14 protein-coding genes are annotated in these 17,377 nt (G+C 70.4%); 7 read left to right on the plus strand and 7 right to left on the minus strand.

The window, feature by feature from the left end; translation table 11 throughout:
- Position 1: 1 nt before the first annotated feature.
- Positions 2 to 898, minus strand: a complete 897-nt coding sequence (locus N553_RS0117325; protein WP_028047584.1) for an SDR family oxidoreductase — start codon at positions 896 to 898, stop codon at positions 2 to 4.
- 248 nt (positions 899 to 1,146) lie between these two features.
- Between N553_RS0117325 and N553_RS0117330 the strand changes: the two genes are divergently transcribed.
- Positions 1,147 to 2,181, plus strand: coding sequence for a Gfo/Idh/MocA family protein (locus N553_RS0117330; RefSeq protein ID WP_081844732.1), 1,035 nt, complete (start codon positions 1,147 to 1,149; stop codon positions 2,179 to 2,181).
- A 10-nt stretch (positions 2,182 to 2,191) separates the two neighbouring features.
- On the opposite strand, the gene N553_RS23365 is transcribed toward N553_RS0117330, so the two are convergent.
- Positions 2,192 to 2,587, minus strand: coding sequence for an ester cyclase (locus N553_RS23365; RefSeq protein WP_034623216.1), 396 nt, complete (start codon positions 2,585 to 2,587; stop codon positions 2,192 to 2,194).
- 330 nt (positions 2,588 to 2,917) lie between these two features.
- Between N553_RS23365 and N553_RS23370 the strand changes: the two genes are divergently transcribed.
- The 3 genes from N553_RS23370 to N553_RS0117355 all read left to right on the plus strand — a co-directional run bounded on the left by N553_RS23370 (position 2,918) and on the right by N553_RS0117355 (position 4,987).
- Entirely contained in the window at positions 2,918 to 3,832 is a 915-nt protein-coding gene (locus tag N553_RS23370; RefSeq protein ID WP_197030115.1) for a DMT family transporter, read from the plus strand.
- On the plus strand, positions 3,829 to 4,179 hold the full coding sequence (locus N553_RS0117350) for a group 1 truncated hemoglobin (RefSeq protein ID WP_034623220.1): 351 nt from the start codon (positions 3,829 to 3,831) through the stop codon (positions 4,177 to 4,179). Before N553_RS23370 ends, N553_RS0117350 begins: the two co-directional genes overlap by 4 nt.
- 118 nt (positions 4,180 to 4,297) lie before the next feature.
- On the plus strand, positions 4,298 to 4,987 hold the full coding sequence (locus N553_RS0117355; protein WP_028047587.1) for a DUF998 domain-containing protein: 690 nt from the start codon (positions 4,298 to 4,300) through the stop codon (positions 4,985 to 4,987).
- On the opposite strand, the gene N553_RS24465 is transcribed toward N553_RS0117355, so the two are convergent.
- Both N553_RS24465 and N553_RS0117365 read right to left on the minus strand, forming a co-directional pair.
- Positions 4,962 to 7,919, minus strand: coding sequence for a BTAD domain-containing putative transcriptional regulator (locus N553_RS24465; RefSeq protein WP_051640310.1), 2,958 nt, complete (start codon positions 7,917 to 7,919; stop codon positions 4,962 to 4,964). The genes N553_RS0117355 and N553_RS24465 overlap by 26 nt on opposite strands.
- A 275-nt stretch (positions 7,920 to 8,194) precedes the next feature.
- Positions 8,195 to 8,386, minus strand: coding sequence for a hypothetical protein (locus N553_RS0117365; protein WP_028047588.1), 192 nt, complete (start codon positions 8,384 to 8,386; stop codon positions 8,195 to 8,197).
- Positions 8,387 to 8,786: 400 nt separating this feature from the next.
- On the opposite strand from N553_RS0117365, the gene N553_RS0117370 reads away from it, so the two are divergent.
- Positions 8,787 to 9,728: a hypothetical protein gene (locus tag N553_RS0117370; RefSeq protein ID WP_028047589.1), complete on the plus strand. Its 942-nt coding sequence runs from the start codon at positions 8,787 to 8,789 to the stop codon at positions 9,726 to 9,728.
- An 88-nt stretch (positions 9,729 to 9,816) separates the two neighbouring features.
- Here N553_RS0117370 and N553_RS0117375 read toward each other — a convergent pair whose 3' ends face one another.
- The gene (locus N553_RS0117375) at positions 9,817 to 10,110 is read right to left on the minus strand and encodes a hypothetical protein (RefSeq protein WP_156043884.1); all 294 of its coding nucleotides are present in this window, start codon (positions 10,108 to 10,110) and stop codon (positions 9,817 to 9,819) included.
- Between the two features lie 26 nt (positions 10,111 to 10,136).
- Between N553_RS0117375 and N553_RS23380 the strand changes: the two genes are divergently transcribed.
- Positions 10,137 to 13,100 (plus strand): PQQ-dependent sugar dehydrogenase, encoded by a 2,964-nt coding sequence (locus N553_RS23380; RefSeq protein WP_231505308.1) that lies wholly within the window; start codon positions 10,137 to 10,139, stop codon positions 13,098 to 13,100.
- 87 nt (positions 13,101 to 13,187) lie between these two features.
- A complete protein-coding gene (gene ggt, locus N553_RS0117385) occupies positions 13,188 to 14,978 on the plus strand; it encodes a gamma-glutamyltransferase (RefSeq protein WP_028047591.1) in 1,791 nt (596 codons plus the stop codon).
- A gap of 224 nt (positions 14,979 to 15,202) precedes the next feature.
- On the opposite strand, the gene N553_RS25170 is transcribed toward ggt, so the two are convergent.
- Both N553_RS25170 and N553_RS25175 read right to left on the minus strand, forming a co-directional pair.
- Positions 15,203 to 16,240, minus strand: coding sequence for a hypothetical protein (locus tag N553_RS25170; RefSeq protein ID WP_156043885.1), 1,038 nt, complete (start codon positions 16,238 to 16,240; stop codon positions 15,203 to 15,205).
- Positions 16,241 to 16,334: 94 nt separating this feature from the next.
- Positions 16,335 to 17,288: a hypothetical protein gene (locus N553_RS25175; RefSeq protein WP_156043886.1), complete on the minus strand. Its 954-nt coding sequence runs from the start codon at positions 17,286 to 17,288 to the stop codon at positions 16,335 to 16,337.
- Positions 17,289 to 17,377 lie beyond the last annotated feature (89 nt).

Here is a 17,377-nt window from a genome sequence, read left to right on the forward strand (position 1 = left end):
CTCAGGGCACGTTCGCGCCGCCGTTGACGTTGATGACCTCACCGACCACGAAGCTCGACTCCGGTGAGGCGAGGAACACGTACGCGGGCGCCTGCTCGACGGGCTGACTCGTCCGGCCCAGCCAGGACGAGTCCCCAAAGCCGTTCAGCTTCTCCGTGGGCTGACCGTCCGAGACCTGCAGCGGCGTCCACACCGGGCCCGGCGCGACGGCGTTCACCCGGATCCCGCGCGGGGCGAGATCGGCGGCGAGCGCCTTGGTGAAGCCGATGATCGCGAACTTGGTGGACGCGTAGTTGATGATCATCGGCGACGGGTTGTACCCCTGGACCGAGGTGCTGTTGATGATCGTCGCCCCCGGGGGAAGGTGCGGCAGCGCGTCGCGCGTGATCCAGAACATCGCGTACAGGTTCGTCTGGATCGTGCGGTCCAGGTCGTCCTCGTCCAGGTGGTCGAACGTCTGGTGGTACACCTGGTGCGCCGCGTTGTTGACCAGGATGTCCAGCCCGCCGAGCCCCTCCACCGCCTGGTCGACGAGCGATCGGCAGAACGCGCGGTCGCGGATGTCGCCGGGCAGCAGCACCGCCTTCCGGCCGGCCGCACGGACGTGCTCAGCGATGGCCTCCGCGTCCACCTGCTCCTCCGGCAGGTAGCTCAGCGCCACGTCCGCACCCTCACGCGCGAACGCGATGGCCACCGCCGCCCCGATGCCCGAGTCGCCACCCGTGATCAGCGCCTTGCGGCCCGGCAGGCGTCCCGTGCCGCGGTAGGTGGTCTCGCCGTGGTCGGCCTTCGGGTCGAGCTTCGCGTCCAGGCCCGGCACCGGCTGCCAGGAGGCGTGCGGCGTGATGTGCGCGTGGCGCTCCACCGGGTTGTCGAAGGTGAGCTGATCGGGCGACATCGTCGTCTCCTCTGCGAGAGCCGGCGGAACTCCGGGCATGGAGAACGTTATCGAACCTGCCCCGCGGCCAACGGGCCCCTGGACCTCCTCGGATCCGCGCGCCTGCATGGACTCGGGCCGCAGCGGCCGCCGGGAGCTCGGCGAGCCGATGCTCACGCTGCAGCCCACGTGCGGCTGGGCAGGGATTGACTCGCACGATCGGTGACGTTTCACTGCAGGAACGCGATGCCCGACGACGGGGGACGGCCATGACCGAGAGCCTGGGCAGTCCCGCCGACGAATCACGGGTCGCGGACTCCCGGAGCGGCTCGCCCCTGCGCGTCGCGGTCGTCGGCCCCGGCGGGTGGGGTCGACAGCACATCCGGGTGTTCACCGAGCGGCCCGACACGACCGTCGTCGCGATCGTCGGGAGGAACGCCGAGCGCGTACGACACCAGGCGGCCGAGGCGGGTACCGCGGGCTACACCGACATCGCCGCGATGCTGGACGCCGCCCAGCCGGACCTCGTCACCGTCGCGCTGCCCAACGAGCACCACTTCACCCCGACGCTCCAGCTGATCCGCAGCGGAGTCCCCCTCCTCGTCGAGAAGCCGTTGGTGTTCGACCTCGCGGAGGCCGACCAGCTCCTGAACGAGGCGGCCGAGCGCGACCTGTTCCTGGCCATCAACTTCAACCACCGCTACGCCGAGCCCATGCTCCGCGCACGGGCCGCGATCGCGGCCGGTGCCCTCGGCGACATCGTCTTCACGAGCTGGCGGTTCGGCGGCGAGGCGAACCTGGGGACGCACCCGCACGCACAGCTGATCGAGACGCAGTGCCACGCGTTCGACACGATCGAGCACCTCTGTGGACCGATCGTCTCCGTGATGGCCCAGATGGCGCGACCGTCCTCGGGTCCTTACACGACCGTCGCCATAGCGCTCGAGCTCGCGAACGGCGGCGTCGGCAGTCTCGTCGGCACCTACGACTCGTCGTACGCCTACCCCCTGACCCACCAGCTGGAGATCAACGGGCGAGCCGGCCGGCTGCTGGTGGAGGACACGGTGCGTCGCCTGACGATCTCGACCGTCGGCGACGAGACCAGCCAGGTGTGGCAGGCCGGCTACTTCAACGACGAGGCCCGGCAGTTCCAGCGCACGTTCGACCGGCACGTCGATGCGCTGCTGCCCGCTCTGCGGTCGGGAGGCCAGCCGCCCATCCACGCTCGCGCGGGCCGTCGGGCGCTGGCACTGGCGATGGGCTGCATCGAGTCGTTCGAGACGGGTCGACGCGTGTCCGTCTGAGCGCCCACCATCACGCAGCCGCCTTGGGCGCCTCAGCGACCATGGTGATCTCGCTGATCAGCCCGTCGACGAGCGTGAGCACGTCGATCACGCGGATCGACACGGGCTCGCCCGTCGGCGGGAGCACACCGGCGGGAGTCGCCAACGGTCCGACGTGCCGCCCCTGGAGGCGGAAGGCGACGGCGACCTTGGAGCCGGCGTCGCAGACCTCCAGCACCTCCCGATGCACGTCGTCGAGCGAGTGCTGCAGCGCCTCCGCGGCGTGCACGAGGTCGACGACGGTCAGCAGCGCACCGTTGATCAGCACCGGATCGGCGTAGAGCTCGCGGAATGCGTCGGCGGCCCGCGCCACGTCCGAGCACGGCCGCGACCACAGGTCGAGCAACGCCTGCGGATCGAAGCTCATGACCGCCGAGCCCTTCCACGCAGCGACCGCACGACCATGCGCACGGTCGCCCAGAGGCGGGAGGGCCGCCGGTCGAAGACCGGCAGGTCGTGCTCGTGGGCGCGGTGCCTGGCGTCCCAGACCGGGAACTCGTACGCGTACATGGATACCCCTCTCGGTGCGCCGCGCTTCGGCACTGCCCGCAGGCTCCCGCCACGCGCCTGCAGGAACGTTGCGGACTCCTTGCACCACAGCGGCGCGACCCCTGCTTCGAGGTATCTGCAGGTTTTCTGCAGGCCTCTAGCAAAGGTCGGCGAGCACGCTCCGGCCACCGACCGAAGGGGCCCGACCATGACTGCCGCCGCACCGCTGACCACCACCCGACCGATAGCCAGACCGCCCACCGCCGCCTGGCGTGCGCCTGCCGCGCTCGCGCTCGTCGCGGTGCTCTGGGGCGTGACGTTCACGGTGGCCGACGGCGCGTCCACGACCATGCCCGCAGCCGACCTGGTGGTGTGGCGCTTCGGCCTGGCTACCGTGCTGCTGACCCTGGCCACGCGCGCGGCGCCGGCCCTTCCGCGGCTCCTGCGCGGGCGCGCGATCGCCCTGGGCGCGCTGCTGGGTGCGGGCTTCCTCCTGCAGGCGTGGGCCCTGACGTTCACCGATGCACTCACGTCCGGCTTCCTGACCAGCCTGCTCGTCGTCGTCGCACCGGTCGCCGCCTGGCTGATGTTCCGCGAGCGCCTCGGCAGCGTCACCTGGGCCGGAGTCGGGCTGGCGACCGCCGGCGTGGCGGTACTGAGCCTGCACGCCACCGGGCTCGGCCCAGGCGAGCTGTTGACGCTCGGCTCCGCGGTGACCTGGGGCGTGCACGTGGTCCTGCTGTCGCGATGGTCGCTGCCGGGCCACGCCCTGCGGCTCGCGCGCGTCCAGACGGCGACGGTGGCCGCGCTCGCGCTGGTCGTCGTGACCCTGCGCTCGTGCCTGGGCGGACACCTCGCCGTGCCCGTGCTTCCGCCGGACCTGGCGTCGTGGAGCAGCGTCCTGTTCCTGGCGATCCTTGCCACCGCTGCCGCGATGGTGCTGCTCAGCTGGGCGCAGTCGCGGCTCAGCGGCACCCGCGCTGCGGTCATCCTCACCCTTGAACCGGCGATGGCCGGGGTGACCGCCGTCCTGGCAGGCGCAGCCGTGACGGGCCGGGTGGTGCTGGGAGCGGCGCTCCTGCTCGGCGCCATGTACGTGGTCGAGCTGGGCAGCCGACGATGATCGGCCTCCTGGAGCGGCTGGGCGGCCCGCCGGCGGTGCACGCCGCGGTGGACCAGCTGTACCGGCGGGTGCTCGCGGACCCCGCGCTGGCGCCCTACTTCGACGGCGTCGACCTGCACCGGCAACGCGGGCACATGACGGACGTCCTGGTGCTGGTGCTCGGCGGGCACGCCCAGCCGGTCGCGCTGGAGGCTGCGCACGCGCGCCTGCACCTCACCGACGACGTGTTCGACCGGACCGCCGGTCACCTGCTGGACACCCTCGCCGACCTGGCGGTCGACCCCACCGTGATCGACGACGTCATCGCGCGGGTGGCTGCCCTCCGGCCGCAGATCCTCGGCCCCTGAGCCGTCTCGCGCGGCGTGAGCCGCATGCAAGGTTCCTGCAGGGAATCGACAACCGGCACCGCACAGCATCGACACGTCGAGCGGCACACCGAGCCGCCACCCTGAAAGAGGAGTCATCGTGACCGTCGTCGCCCCCCAGCCCGTCACCACCCCGAGAAGGTCCATCACCGGCACCCGGCTGGTCCGCATCGCCACCGTCAGCGCTCTGGGCGCCGGCGCGGCCATCGTCGTCGCCGGCCTGCTCGACCCGGGCTACAGCGCACGCAGCGAGGCCATCAGCGCGCTCGCGTCGCAGGAGTCCCACTCGGCCGCCCTCATGATCGGGGGCTTCGTCCTCATGGCGAGCACCCTGCTCGCGTCCGGTGCGTTCCTGTTCTCGCGCCTGGCCGGCAAGGCAGGTCGAACGGGCTCCGTGCTCGTGGTGCTGGCCGGGCTGCTCACCCTGGTCGCCGGGTTCAACAGGCAGGACTGCTCGAACCTGCAGGCGGCCTGCCTCGCCCGCGAGGAGGCCGAGACGGTCTCCAGCCAGCACGTCATCCACAACCTCGTGTCGATCCCGATCTTCCTGTTCCTCATCGTCGCCGCGTTCTTCCTCGCGGCGGGTCTGCGCCGGTGGGGTCGAGACACGGCTCTCGCCCGGGCCACCGTGCTGGCGGGTGTCGCCGGTCTCGTCCTGGCCGTCTGGTTCGGCTCCGAGGCGTACGGCTCCAACGGCGGGCTCGTGGAGTGCGCCCTGGTCCTGGTGACGTTCGGCTGGCCGGCCCTCGTCGCCAACCGGGTGCTCAGCCGAGACGCGCTGGCGAGCTGAGCGCGTGCCCGTCCGGGACGAGCTCCGCGACGCGCGCGAACGCGTCGGCGGGGTCCAGGGCGCGGCCCGCGTCGTACGTCGCCGTCAGGTGCTCGTCGGCGATCCGCCGGGTGAGCTCGCTCAGGTACCCGGCCGTGTCGAGCGGGTCCATGAGCTCCGGCGCGTACCCGATGTCCCTGCCCTGGCGGTGAGCGATCCCCGCCAGCTCCGCCGCGGAGTGCACGTCTCCGCGGCGGAGCAGCACGTAGGCGGCGCTCACCACGCCGACCACCCACGACGTCAGGTCGCGGTCGCCCACGGAGATGCCGATGACGCGGGCCACCGCAGCCCGCGTCGGCTCGGCGAAGTCACCGGCCGCGATCCCGGCCTTGGCCAGCACCCACTCGCACGCCACCACGCACCAGGAGTACCCGCAGTCCTCCGCCACGGCGACACCCTCGGCGGCGCGCGCCCGGGCCTCGTCCAGGTCCCCCGCGCGCAGGTGGCCGGTGCTCAGCGCGAGCAGGGCGTCGGCGGCCCGCTGGGGCGAACCGACGCCGCGGGCCAGCTCCAGGGCCGTGCGGGCATCGTGCACGGCCTGCTCCACCGGGCCCAGGTTGGCCTCGAAGAACGCGATGGTGGACAAGGCGTAGCTCTTGGCCGACGAGTCCTGTGTGCGTGCGGCGAGCCCCGCAGCAGTGCCCAGCTCTCCCACCAAGGAGGCGTAGTCCCCGGCCAGGTAGCGGAGCAGCACCACGCCGATGGACCTGCCGATGAGCAGGTGGTCCGGAACCGCCTGTGCGGTGGGCGGCCCTGACTCCAGCGCTCGCAGAGCCTCCACCACGTGCCCCCGCCGGTACCAGAACCAGACCATGCCCACCGCGATGCGCAGGTGGGCATGGTCATGCGCGTCGGGCCCGTCGGGCTCGTCGGGCGCGTCGGGCTCGTCGGGCCTGTCGGGTGCCCGGCGCTCTCCGGGCCCGTCGACGCTCCAGGACAGAGCAGCCCGGACGGTGTCCTTGTCCTGCTCGAGGCGGTGCATCCACTGCCGGCTCCGCGGCCCGCGCAGCTCGGCGTCCGTCTGGTCGGCCAGGTTCGCGGCCCAGGCGACGATCTGCCGACGGACCGCCCGCGTGCGCTCGTCCGAGCGCTGCAATGCCGCGTACTGACGCAGTGTCTCCAGGATCCGGTAGCGACGCGGCGAACCATCGAGGGCAGTGACCAGAGACTTGTCGATGAGCGAGAGCAGCGTCGACAGGACGCTCCGCCCTCCCGCCACCGCGGTGGCACCTTCGAGGTCGAACGAGCCCTCGAACACGGACAGCACCTGGAAGAGCGCCTTCTCGTCGGAGCTCAACGCGTCGTAGGACCACCCGACCGCCGCGCTCATGCTGGCGTGGCGCACGTTGGCGCCGCCCCCGCTGAGCAGTGCGAACCGGTCCCCCAGCTGGTCCGCGAGCTGGTCGACCGACAGTGCGCGGCACTGCGCCGCGGCGAGCTCGATGGCCAGCGGCAGGTCGTCGAGACCGCGGCACACCCGGGCCAGCGTGGCCCTCTCGTGCGGGTCCGGCCGCCAGCCCGGTACCACCGCGGTGGCCCGCTCGACGAAGAGCCGCTCGGCATCGGCGCTCGCCAGCGTGCGCAGCTCCAGCACCCGCTCGCCAGGGACGCCGAGCGTCTGCCTGCTCGTCGCCAGCACCCGGACATCGGGGCAGCGCTCGAGCACCAGCGTGACCAGCCGGGCCACCTCGGCCGCGATCTGCTCGCAGTTGTCCAGGACCAGCACGAGGCGGCGCCCCCCGAGCACGTCGGCCAGCCCGGCCGCGTCGTGCGCACCGCTGATCGCCAGCGCGGTCACCACCGTCTCCAGCAGCAGCGAGCCGTCCTCCAGGCCGGCCAGGTCGACGAACCACGGACCGTCCGCATCACCCCGCGAGCGCGCCGCCTCGAGGACGAGCCGGGTCTTGCCGATGCCGCCCGGTCCGACGACCGTGACCAGCCTGCCGCGCGTGAGTGCTTCGGCGACCTGCGCCAGCTCGTCATCACGGCCGATCAACGCGGTGACGGGCTCAGGCAGCGTCCGGTTCCGTGGCACAGGTGCGGGCCGCGCCTCCGGCTCCCCTGGTTGCTCGAGGGACAGGTCGTGCTGGAGCACCTGGGCGTGCAGGGCACGCAGCGCACGGCCCGGCTCGACGCCGAGCTCGTCGTCGAGCCGGCGACGCACCCGGTCGTACACCGCGAGCGCCTCGGCCTGCCGCCCGTCCCGGTAGAGCGCCAGGATCAGCAGGGCATGCAGGCTCTCCCGGAACGGGTGCAGCTCCACCAGCGCACTCGCCGTCGTGGCGACCGTCGGCGCATCCCCCAGGCTGAGCAACGCGGACAGCCGGGCCTCGCGCGCCAGCAGCACCAGCTCCGCCAGACGTGCCGCCTCGGCGACCGCCGCATCGCCGAGCAGCTCGACCACATCCGCCAGCGGCGCTCCCGACACGAGCGCCAGGGCCTCGTCCAGGCCCCGCAGCGCTGCATCCGGATCGACCGCCAAGCCGGCCCGCGCGTCCGCCAGCAGCCGTGCGAACCGGCGGGCGTCGACCGCGTCGTCGGCCACCTCCAGCACGTAGCCCGGGGCCCGGCGCAGGACACGAGGGCGCGGGGCCTCCTCGTCTGCCGGCACTCCCAGGTCCTCGCCCAGACTTCGCCGCAGCCGGGAGATGTACACCTGCAGCGTGGACGCCGCCGACTCGGGTGGGTCGTCACCCCACAGCTCACTGACCAGCCGGTCCGTGGAGACGACGTGGCCGGACGACATCGCCAGCACCGCGAACACCGCCCGCTGCTTCGGGGACCCGAGCGCCACCTCCGCGCCCGCCACCGTCACGGCCACCGGTCCGAGAATCCGGACGAGCGTCGTCGGCGCAGGCGGTGGTGCGGCCCTGCCCTGCGACGGCGCGCCCATGTGCCGGAGCCTGACCTACGCCGTCCGGCCGGTCAAGGACGGCCGATGCTGCCGCATCGTGATGTTCGGTGAGCTGCGCCCGAGGGCCGAGCGCGATGAGGTCGATGTCCTCGCTGAGCCGGGCCTCGGTGAGGAAGGTCCGCGACGGGCTGTTCCGCCGAAGAACACGACATCGTCGGTGGACGTGCCCGCCGCGATCGCGCCCAGAACTGTGGGACGAGATGATCGCGGCGGGCCTCCGGCTCCGGGTCAGGTTGGGTGCCGTCCGCGTGGTGCTATTCGCCTGCGCCGGCCGCGCGGTCTTCGTCCGTCAGCGACTGCTTCGGGATACCAAGCTCCGCCATCGCCGCCTCCAGGTCCTCGTCCTCGAGTTCCTCGGGCGGTACGCCGGTGTGCTCCTTGATCTGCTCGGCCTGGCGCTCCGACATCTTGTGCGCCCCGAAAGCCACCATCCCGCCGACGAGCATGATGCGCCGCCTCCTGACGCGCCGGCGTCGACGACGTGCCATCCCGCCTCCGAGTCCCCCGCCCAATCCCCGTCGCATCATGCGGCAGCGCTCCTTCTGATCGCGACCGCACGCGGATCGTGGGCCTGGTCCGAGCGTAGGCGCGTTGTCCCACCTGCAGGCGCGCTTCCATCGAAGCGGGTCCGCCGCTCACACCTGTCGGCGACCACCTGGTCAACGTCCCCAGCGGGTCGGCCGCGAACCCCGGTAACGGTCAATCGAGGCGGAGGCGTACCGAGCGCTCAGATCCCATGCCCTCGGTTCGACTGTGATCGGCCGGTAGGTTTTCGCCGTGCAGCCAAGACCTGGGCAGGAGGATGTCGACGCTCGACCGTCGAGCGCTCCGTGGACGCCGTCGGTCATGCCGACGGTTCTCCTAGTCCGCGAATCGCTAGCTCGGACAACGCTCGGATGGCATATCGGCGGCGGCGAGCTCCAGACGATGCCGACGATGCGTGATCAGGCGCTTGACGCGCGCGCCATTGTGGGACCGGGCGGGCGGACCATGCTGGTTCCGCTCCGATACGGCGATCCGTATGCGGGCAGCGCCGAGGGTGGCATCGGCCAAGTCGATCTGCAGACCGGCGCGTACTCGATCGCCGAATTCACGATCCCGAGCACCGAGCGGTACGGCTATCGGTTCGGCGGGTCTCCCAACGGTCAGCGCGTCGCGGTATGCACCAGGTGGAGGGACGGCGAAATCGATTGGTCGGTGACACCGCCCGGGCTCCCGATCACGTACACGGGTCTCTATCTCGCGTCGTTTGATGGATCGCCCGCTGAGGAGCTCGAAGTTCTCGCCGGCTACTCACCGGGCGGCGAGGTGGACGACTTGGCAGTGCAGTGGTCGCCCGACGGATCCAGCGTCGCCTGGAGCCTTCACGGTCCGAGCGGCGAGAGCGAGACTCGGGTCTACGACGTCGACCGGGGCAACGAACTCGCGCGTGTCGCGGGCGCGATGTGCGGATCGGCGTCCTGGGGACCCGATAGCGACTGCCTCCTCTTGAACGTCGGGCTCGATGAGACGTGGGTGCACGACCTCGTTCAGGACACGCGGAGCGCGGTCTCGGTTCTTCCCGCGAGAGGCGATCGTGACCTGCGACCGATCCGGGCGCTCGGTCTCGCTGATCGCGACCACATCGTGACCGTCCGTCAGACGGACCTACGGCTGTCGATCGCGGTGGTGGACCTGACGACCGGTGGCTCTAGAGAACTGCTGGCCTACTCGGAGCTCGAGGCCCGGTACCCAATCATCGCTGCGATGCCCAGCGGCACCTGGACGGCTGTGGAGGGCGAGCACTAAGTGCGGGCTCAACCTATGCATACCGCCGCCTGAAAGAAGCGTCGCCCGTTTGTCACGCGATCGCTATCCGTCATGGCCGTGGCTCAGGTCACGGACCTGTCCGGTCCGGATCTGGCGGGTCGTCGGCGCTGTGCAGGGCCCCGTGGCCGTCGATGACCTCTCGCTCGTCGTCGAAAGCCGCGGCGTACTCGTTCACCGGTCCCAGCGCGAGAGCTGCGCGGATCGCGTTAAGCGCCCTCGCCCGGGCGCGCACGGCAGCGATCTGCAGGACTGCGGATGCAGACCCGTCGGACCGGACGCGGGTGCGCGGCCGGAGCTGAGACGGCTCAGGCCGAGACACCCGTTGCGCGCCCGCGGTCACCGGAGCATCCTCGGAACTCACGGCCGCGCTCCGATGCTGGAGGGTCAATGTCGATCAAGATGCGACGACTCGGTCTCGTCGCCGTCGTCGCGCTCCTCGGCTCCGGTCTGACCGCCACGGCCGCGCCTCCTGCCGCCGGGGCGGTCATCTCGGGCTTCAGCGACACGCTGGTTGCCAGCGTCTCGTCCCCGACCGCGCTCGCGTTCATGCCCGACGGCCGCATCCTCATCACGGAGAAGGGCGGCCGGCTGCGGGTGCGGACGGCGGCCGGCGCAGTGCTGCCCACCGCGGCCCTCGACCTCAGCTCGCGGATCTGCGACTCCTCCGAGCGGGGACTGCTCGGGGTGGCCGTCGACCCGGACGCGAGCACCAGGGCGATCTACCTGTTCTACACAGCCCGCGGCACGAGCTCCGCCTGCCCGACGAGCAGCACCGGCAACCCGGCAGGTGCACCGACCAACCGGGTGTCGCGCTTCGTCCTGGGGGACGACAACGTCGTCGACCCGGCCAGCGAGACGATCCTGCTGGACGGGATCTACTCGGTCGCGGGCAACCACAACGCGGGTGACGTGCACGTCGGCAAGGACGGCTACCTCTACGTGTCCACGGGCGACGGCGGCTGCGACTACGCCGGGAACAGCGGCTGCGGTGGCGCCAACGATGCCTCCCGCGACCGCAACATCCTCAACGGCAAGATCCTGCGGGTGGACCGCACGACCGGTGCGCCCGCCCCGGGTAACCCGTTCCTGGGCACCGGATCGGCCAGCTGTCGCCTCGCGCCGGCAGCACCGGGCTCCATCTGCCGCGAGACGTTCGCGTGGGGTCTGCGCAACCCGTTCCGGTTCGCGTTCGACCCCGACGCGTCCGGGACCGTCTTCCGGATCAACGACGTCGGGCAGAACGTCTGGGAGGAGATCGACGCCGGCACCAGCGGCGCGGACTACGGCTGGCCGGTGCGCGAAGGGCACTGTGCGCAGACCGGTTCGGCGACGAGCTGCGGTGGGGAGACCCCCGCGGGCATGACCGACCCGATCTTCGACTACAACCGCTCCGCGGGCTGCGGCTCCATCACCGGCGGGGCGTTCGTCCCCGACGGTGTGTGGCCGGCGTCGTACAACACGGCCTACGTCTACGCCGACTACGTGTGCGGCAAGATCATGACGCTCACCGGCACCACCAGCACCGACCTCGCGACGGGTCTCGGCGGGGCTGTGCACCTGGAGTTCGGGCCGTTCGGAAGCACGCAGGCCCTCTACTTCACGACGTTGGTGAACGGCGGCGAGATCCACCGCATCAGCTACACGGGCACCGCCAACCGCACACCGGTCGCCGCCCTGACGGCCTCGCCGTCCAGCGGCGCGGCACCGCTGTCCACGACGCTCGACGGATCGGGCAGCAGCGACCCCGACGGCGACGCCCTCGCGTACCTGTGGACGTTCGGGGACGGGTCCGCGGACGCGACGACGACCAGCCCGACGATCACGCACACCTACGCCGCAGGCACGTGGACGGCCTCGCTGCGGGTGCGCGACCCTGCCGGTGCGGTGTCCGCCGCGGTGAACGTCACGATCAGCTCCGGCAACACCGCCCCGGTGCCGATCATCTCCTCGCCCGCCGCCGGGGCCACCTTCGCGGTCGGGGAGACGTTCCGGCTGGACGGCTCCGCCACCGACGCGCAGGACGGGACCCTGCCGGCGTCGAGGCTGAGCTGGACGATCCTGCGCGTCCACGACCAGCACACCCACCCGTTCCTCGGTCCGGTCACCGGCACGGGCATCGACGTCGTCGCGCCCGGCCCGGAGGACCTCGCAGCCGCCGCGAACAGCTTCCTGCGGATCAGCCTGACTGCCACCGACTCGGCCGGCGTCACGACCACGGTCGTGCGGGACTTCCAGCCCCGCAAGGTCGCGGTCACGCTCGCCACGGAGCCTGCGGGACGCCAGATCGTCGTCAACGGGCAGACGGTCACCGGCCCCACGACGGTCGTGTCGTGGGCCGGGTTCGCGTTGCAGCTCTCCGTGCCGGCACAGACGGACGCGGCGGGACGGGCCTACGGGTTCGACCGCTGGTCGGACGGCTCCACGGCTGCCTCGCGCACGTGGACGACCCCGGCATCCGCGACGACGCTGTCCGCCGCGCTGTCGTTGCGCGGACTGCAGGGTCTGTACTTCGACAACCAGGACCTCACGGGCGCGACGGTCAACCGGCTGGACCCGACCGTCGGGTTCTCGTGGGGAACCGGTGCGCCCGTGGCGGGCATCGGCGCCGACACGTTCTCCGTGCGCTGGACCGGGGCGGTCGTGCCGCGGTACTCGGAGAGGTACACCTTCTCCACCACGTCGGACGACGGCGTCCGGCTATGGGTGAACGGCACCCTGGTCATCGACGCGTGGACCACGCACGCGAGCCGGGTCGACAGCGGGACGGTCACGCTCACCGCGGGCGTCCCGGCGCTCATCGTCCTCGAGTACTTCGAGGCGACGGGCGGCGCGGTGGCGCAGCTGCGGTGGTCCAGCTCGTCGCAGGCACAGGAGATCGTGCCGACGGATCGGCTGCGGCCCTCCTACGCGGTGAACATGCAGCCCGCGGGCCGTCCTGTGCCTGCCGGGTACACGCGAGACACCGGCGCCGCCTACGGCAAGCGGTCCTCCGGCCTCGGATACGGCTGGAACGCGGACACCTCGTCCGCCATGCGCGACCGCGACTCCACCCTGTCGCCGGACCAGCGGTACGACACGCTGGCCCTGCTCGGCGCCGACGCGCGCTGGGAGCTCTCCCTGCCCAACGGCACGTACAGCGTGCGCCTGGTCGGGGGCGACCCGTCGTCCGTGGGGTCGACGATCCGGCTGTCCGCCGAGGGCGTCCTCGTGGCCAGCGGGACGACGACGTCGGCACAGCGCTGGGTCGATGCGACCGCGGTCGTCACGATCAGCGACCGCCGGTTGACGGTCACCAACGGCTCCGGCGCCGTGAACAACACGCTGTGCTTCGTCGAGGTCCGTCTGCTCTGAGACGCCACCCTCCATGCCCGTCGCCCGTGCGGCCCGTGAGGCGTCGTGGTAGGACCGAGCTAAACGCCTCTCGCCCGAGGAGAACTGATGCGACCGTCCCGGCAGACCGGTTCGCGGGTGGCGCTCGTCGCCGCCGTCACCCTCGCACTGGGGCTGGGCGTCGCGCCCGCCTCTGCGCATCCGCAGCAGCCGGGTCCGAGCGACAAGGTTCCGGTAGCCATCGGGTACGGCGGGGCGGTCACCACGGTCGACGCGGACGCGACCCGGGTGGGTCTCGACGTGCTGCGCCAGGGCGGGAACGCCGTGGACGCCGCCGTCGCGGCCGCGGCGACGCTCGGCGTGACCGAGCCGTTCTCGTCGGGCATCGGGGGCGGTGGCTTCTTCGTGTACTACGACGCGGCGACCGGCCAGGTCCACACCATCGACGGGCGTGAGACGGCGCCGATGCAGATGCAGAGCGACGCGTTCGTGGAGGACGGCGTGCCGATCCCGTTCGCGGATGCCGTGACGTCGGGTCTGTCCGCGGGAGTGCCCGGCACGCCGCGGACGTGGGCGACGGCTCTGGCCCAGTGGGGTTCGATGGACCTAGGGCAGGCGCTGAGCGGGGCCACGGAGGTGGCGCGCCGGGGGTTCGTGGTGGACCAGACGTTCGTGGACCAGACCACCGCGAACGCCGGGCGGTTCGCCGCCTTCCGGTCCTCGGCGGACCTCTTCCTCCGGCGCGGCGCACCCCCGGAGGTCGGGTCGGTCTTCCGCAACCGCGACCTCGCCCGCACCTACGACGTGCTCGCCCACCGCGGGGTCGACGCGTTCTACACCGGCGGGCTCGCCAGCGAGATCGTCCGCACGGTTCAGAGGCCGCCGGTGAGGCCGCGCAGCCCGCTCGTCGTCCGCCCCGGCCTCCTCGAGTTGAGCGACCTCGCGTCCTACCAGGCACCCCTTCGCGAACCCACGCGCGTGTCCTACCGCGGGCTCGACGTCTACGGCATGGCTCCGCCGTCGTCCGGCGGCTCGACCGTCGGCGAGGCCCTGAACATCCTCGAGGCGCGACCCGGCGGCCCGTTCGACACCACCCAGACCCTGCACGGGTACCTCGAGGCGAGCGCGCTGGCGTTCGCCGACCGCAACCGCTACGTCGGCGACCCGGCATTCGTCGACGTGCCCCTGGAGCAGCTGCTCTCCGACGGGTTCGCGGCCGAGCGCGCGTGCCTGATCAATCCGGCCGCCGCCCTGGTGAAGCCCGTGGCGCCCGGCGTGCCGGACGGCGACTACGGCTCCTGCGAGGCCGCACCGGTCGGTGCGGACGTGTCGGACGGTCAGTCCACGACGCACCTGACCACGGCGGACCGCTGGGGCAACGTGGTGTCGTACACGCTGACCATCGAGTCGCTCGGCGGCAACGGCATGGTGGTGCCGGGCCATGGCTTCCTGCTCAACAACGAGCTGACTGACTTCAACTTCACCGACACCCAAGGCGGAAACGACCCGAACCTGCCCGGCCCCGGCAAGCGGCCGCGCAGCTCCATGGCGCCGACCATCATCCTGTCTGACGGCAAGCCGTTCCTCGCGCTCGGCTCCCCCGGCGGGTCGACGATCATCACGACGGTGCTGCAGATCCTCGTGAACCGCCTGGACCTCGGAATGGACCTGCCGGCCGCCGTCGCAGCGCCACGCGCCAGCCAGCGCAACACCGCCGCGGTCCAGGCGGAGCCCGGCTTCGACCGGACGGCGCTGCAGGCCCTCGGCCACGTGTTCACCGACAACCCGGAGATCGGCGCGGCCACCGGGATCGAGTTCCTCCCCGGCGGGGCGCTGCTGGCCGTGGCCGAACCTGCCCGCCGCGGCGGCGGCAGCGCGGCGGTCGTGCAGGGAGGCTGACAGACCTGCCGCGGACAGACTGCTCGCCTGCGATGCAAGAAGTCGACCAAACCGCCGAGGCGCGCTGGAACTTGGCGCGACCGCGGTGGAGAGCGCCGGACATGCATCGAATCGAGCGCCTACTCGGCGGAGCACCCAGGGTCGAGAAGGCCGGCGAGGTCTCGCACGGACATCAGTGACTTAGTTCAACCACGTGAACCGGCTCCGGCGCGGATGAGACGCCATCATGGCCGTGGCGCCCCGCCCGAAGAATTCCTGCGCCCCCTGGCCACCGGAACCACCTTGATGGCGGTCGACGCAAAAAGGGACATCAATATACCCGCGAGAAACAGTTTGGCGTCCCGTTGCTCCGAGTATGAAACGCGGGAATAGGTGACGCTCACATCGGGTCGAGAGGCTACCGCAACGCCGCCGCTGGTGAAAGTGGTCACACCAGCACGGGAGCCGTACAATCCAGCGGAGCTTTCTTGCAACTCCGCGCCATCCATTCCCTGAGTGGTGCTGAACAGATACCGGGGAGAGCCGATCCAGCGATAGATCCCGACGAAGGCCGCGGAGCGAGCGGGCACACCCGACGGGATCGGCGCGGTCGCGACCGTAAATGCTGGCAACTCGAATCGCGCACCCCAACTCTGTCGCAGCCAGAGACTCGCAAAATCGACATCGCATTGAAAGAAAACACCATACCCAAAAGCTTCCTCGGCTGCGACGGGAGAATCCGATGACGACGCCGCTGACGAGCCCGACGCGCCGCCCGAATAGGCGGGCATGGACCACGACTCTCCCGCAACAGTGATTGCCTCCAGGGTCGTGAAGCGGAAGCCGCCCGCCGTTTCGATGGGAGATTTCTCCTCGACGCCGCCGGATCGCGACCCGTACTGCACGGACCTATCCTCATTCTGCAGCTCCACGCTACGAATCACGGCGTTTTGCTCGGACTCCGAGAGGTCGTCGTAGGACAGATCCTGGCGGACCCGAATGCCGTCGGACGCGCATCCAGCAAATCCGGGAGCTGCCGCGCCGCCCGCAATCAGTTCCAAACCACGGTGCTCATGAGGCACCACAGACCCATCATCCGAGCGCTCGTCCGTCTGCAAAGCCGTTTGAGCACCCAACGCGCCGCCTGCGCTGACGCTAGATCCGGCGGCGATGTAGACAGAGATCCGGCCGTGTTGTCCCCCCTCGGGAGTGACGTTCAGGACGTTGATGTCGCCGAGGACACTCTGGGCAGGTTGGAGCGATACAGCCGAAAGAGTGCTCACCACTCCCCTGTCAACGGCACGGGGACTCGCCTTGTGCGCGACAAACCCTGCACCGTAGAGCGCTGCAGCAGAAACCACAATCAAAGCGCCGGCTTTAAGGTGCCTGGGCTGCACTATCGCCCTCGATTCGCTTGACAATCGCGGTGACCAGAAGAGTAAGGATAGCGATCGTCACCGATGCGAAGAAACCTGCGAGCAGCCTCGAGTACGTGCGCCAATTCTGCCTATCCGTCGGCTCGACCGTCACGACCGGACCGGTTATGGCGGTACCCGTGCTGCCGGCTTGATTTCTGATCCACCAATTTCCGGAATAGGTGACGAGCCGGGTCACGCCGTCTTGCTGGACATGCTCCGCGGCATCCGGGAACGTATTCGAAATGCGGCGCATCTGCTGTTTGAACTGGACCGACGTTGAATACGAGATCTGGATGGGGCCTTCCCCGGCCTGCTCCGCGGCGGTGGCGACGAGATCCGGCTCGCGAATTGCTGAAACATACTTGTTGTTCGCCACTATCGACGTGCGATCGATGGAGCACTGCAGAGTGGCGCTTTTTACGTCGATCGATTTGACACCGTCGCTGTCACCATCAAATTGCTTCGAATCTGGCACTGCTGGCACAACATTTGTCGTGAGGAACTGCTGCCCATCGAGCCATTTTTGTGCCGACGCGTCCGACTCCGAGTAGGTCCGTTCGTAGCCAAACAGCGTCCCAGTGCTCGGTCGGTGGCGCCAGTATTTCATCAGGCTGTCTGCGTCGAGTGGGCTGATTGTCGACCGATCAGCCCATGCCGAATCCGTGACGTGAGCTCCGTTTCCGACGCAGGTGCTTATGCCTCGAGAAATCGGGCCACCGATGATGAGCCGAATCGGCGCGTCACGATCTGAGGAAACCGCGATGGTCAACTGGATCACATCATCACCCCTGATATCGATCGGAGTGTTTGTCGCTACGTCGAGCCAGAGGGATCCGCCGCTCTGCTCTGAGACGACGGCGATGTAGGAAAAGTCGCTGGGCGTGGCCACAACCGGCGTCTTGGCATACTGCATGCACGAATACGCTCCAAGGACCGCAGTGGCGAGTCCGGCGATCGCCAGCAATGAGTTCCTCAACGCGTGAGTCAACGGGTTTCCATACT

Origin of the sequence: Cellulomonas sp. URHE0023 (genome assembly GCF_000688475.1) — a bacterium.
Taxonomy (GTDB): Bacteria; Actinomycetota; Actinomycetes; order Actinomycetales; family Cellulomonadaceae; genus Cellulomonas.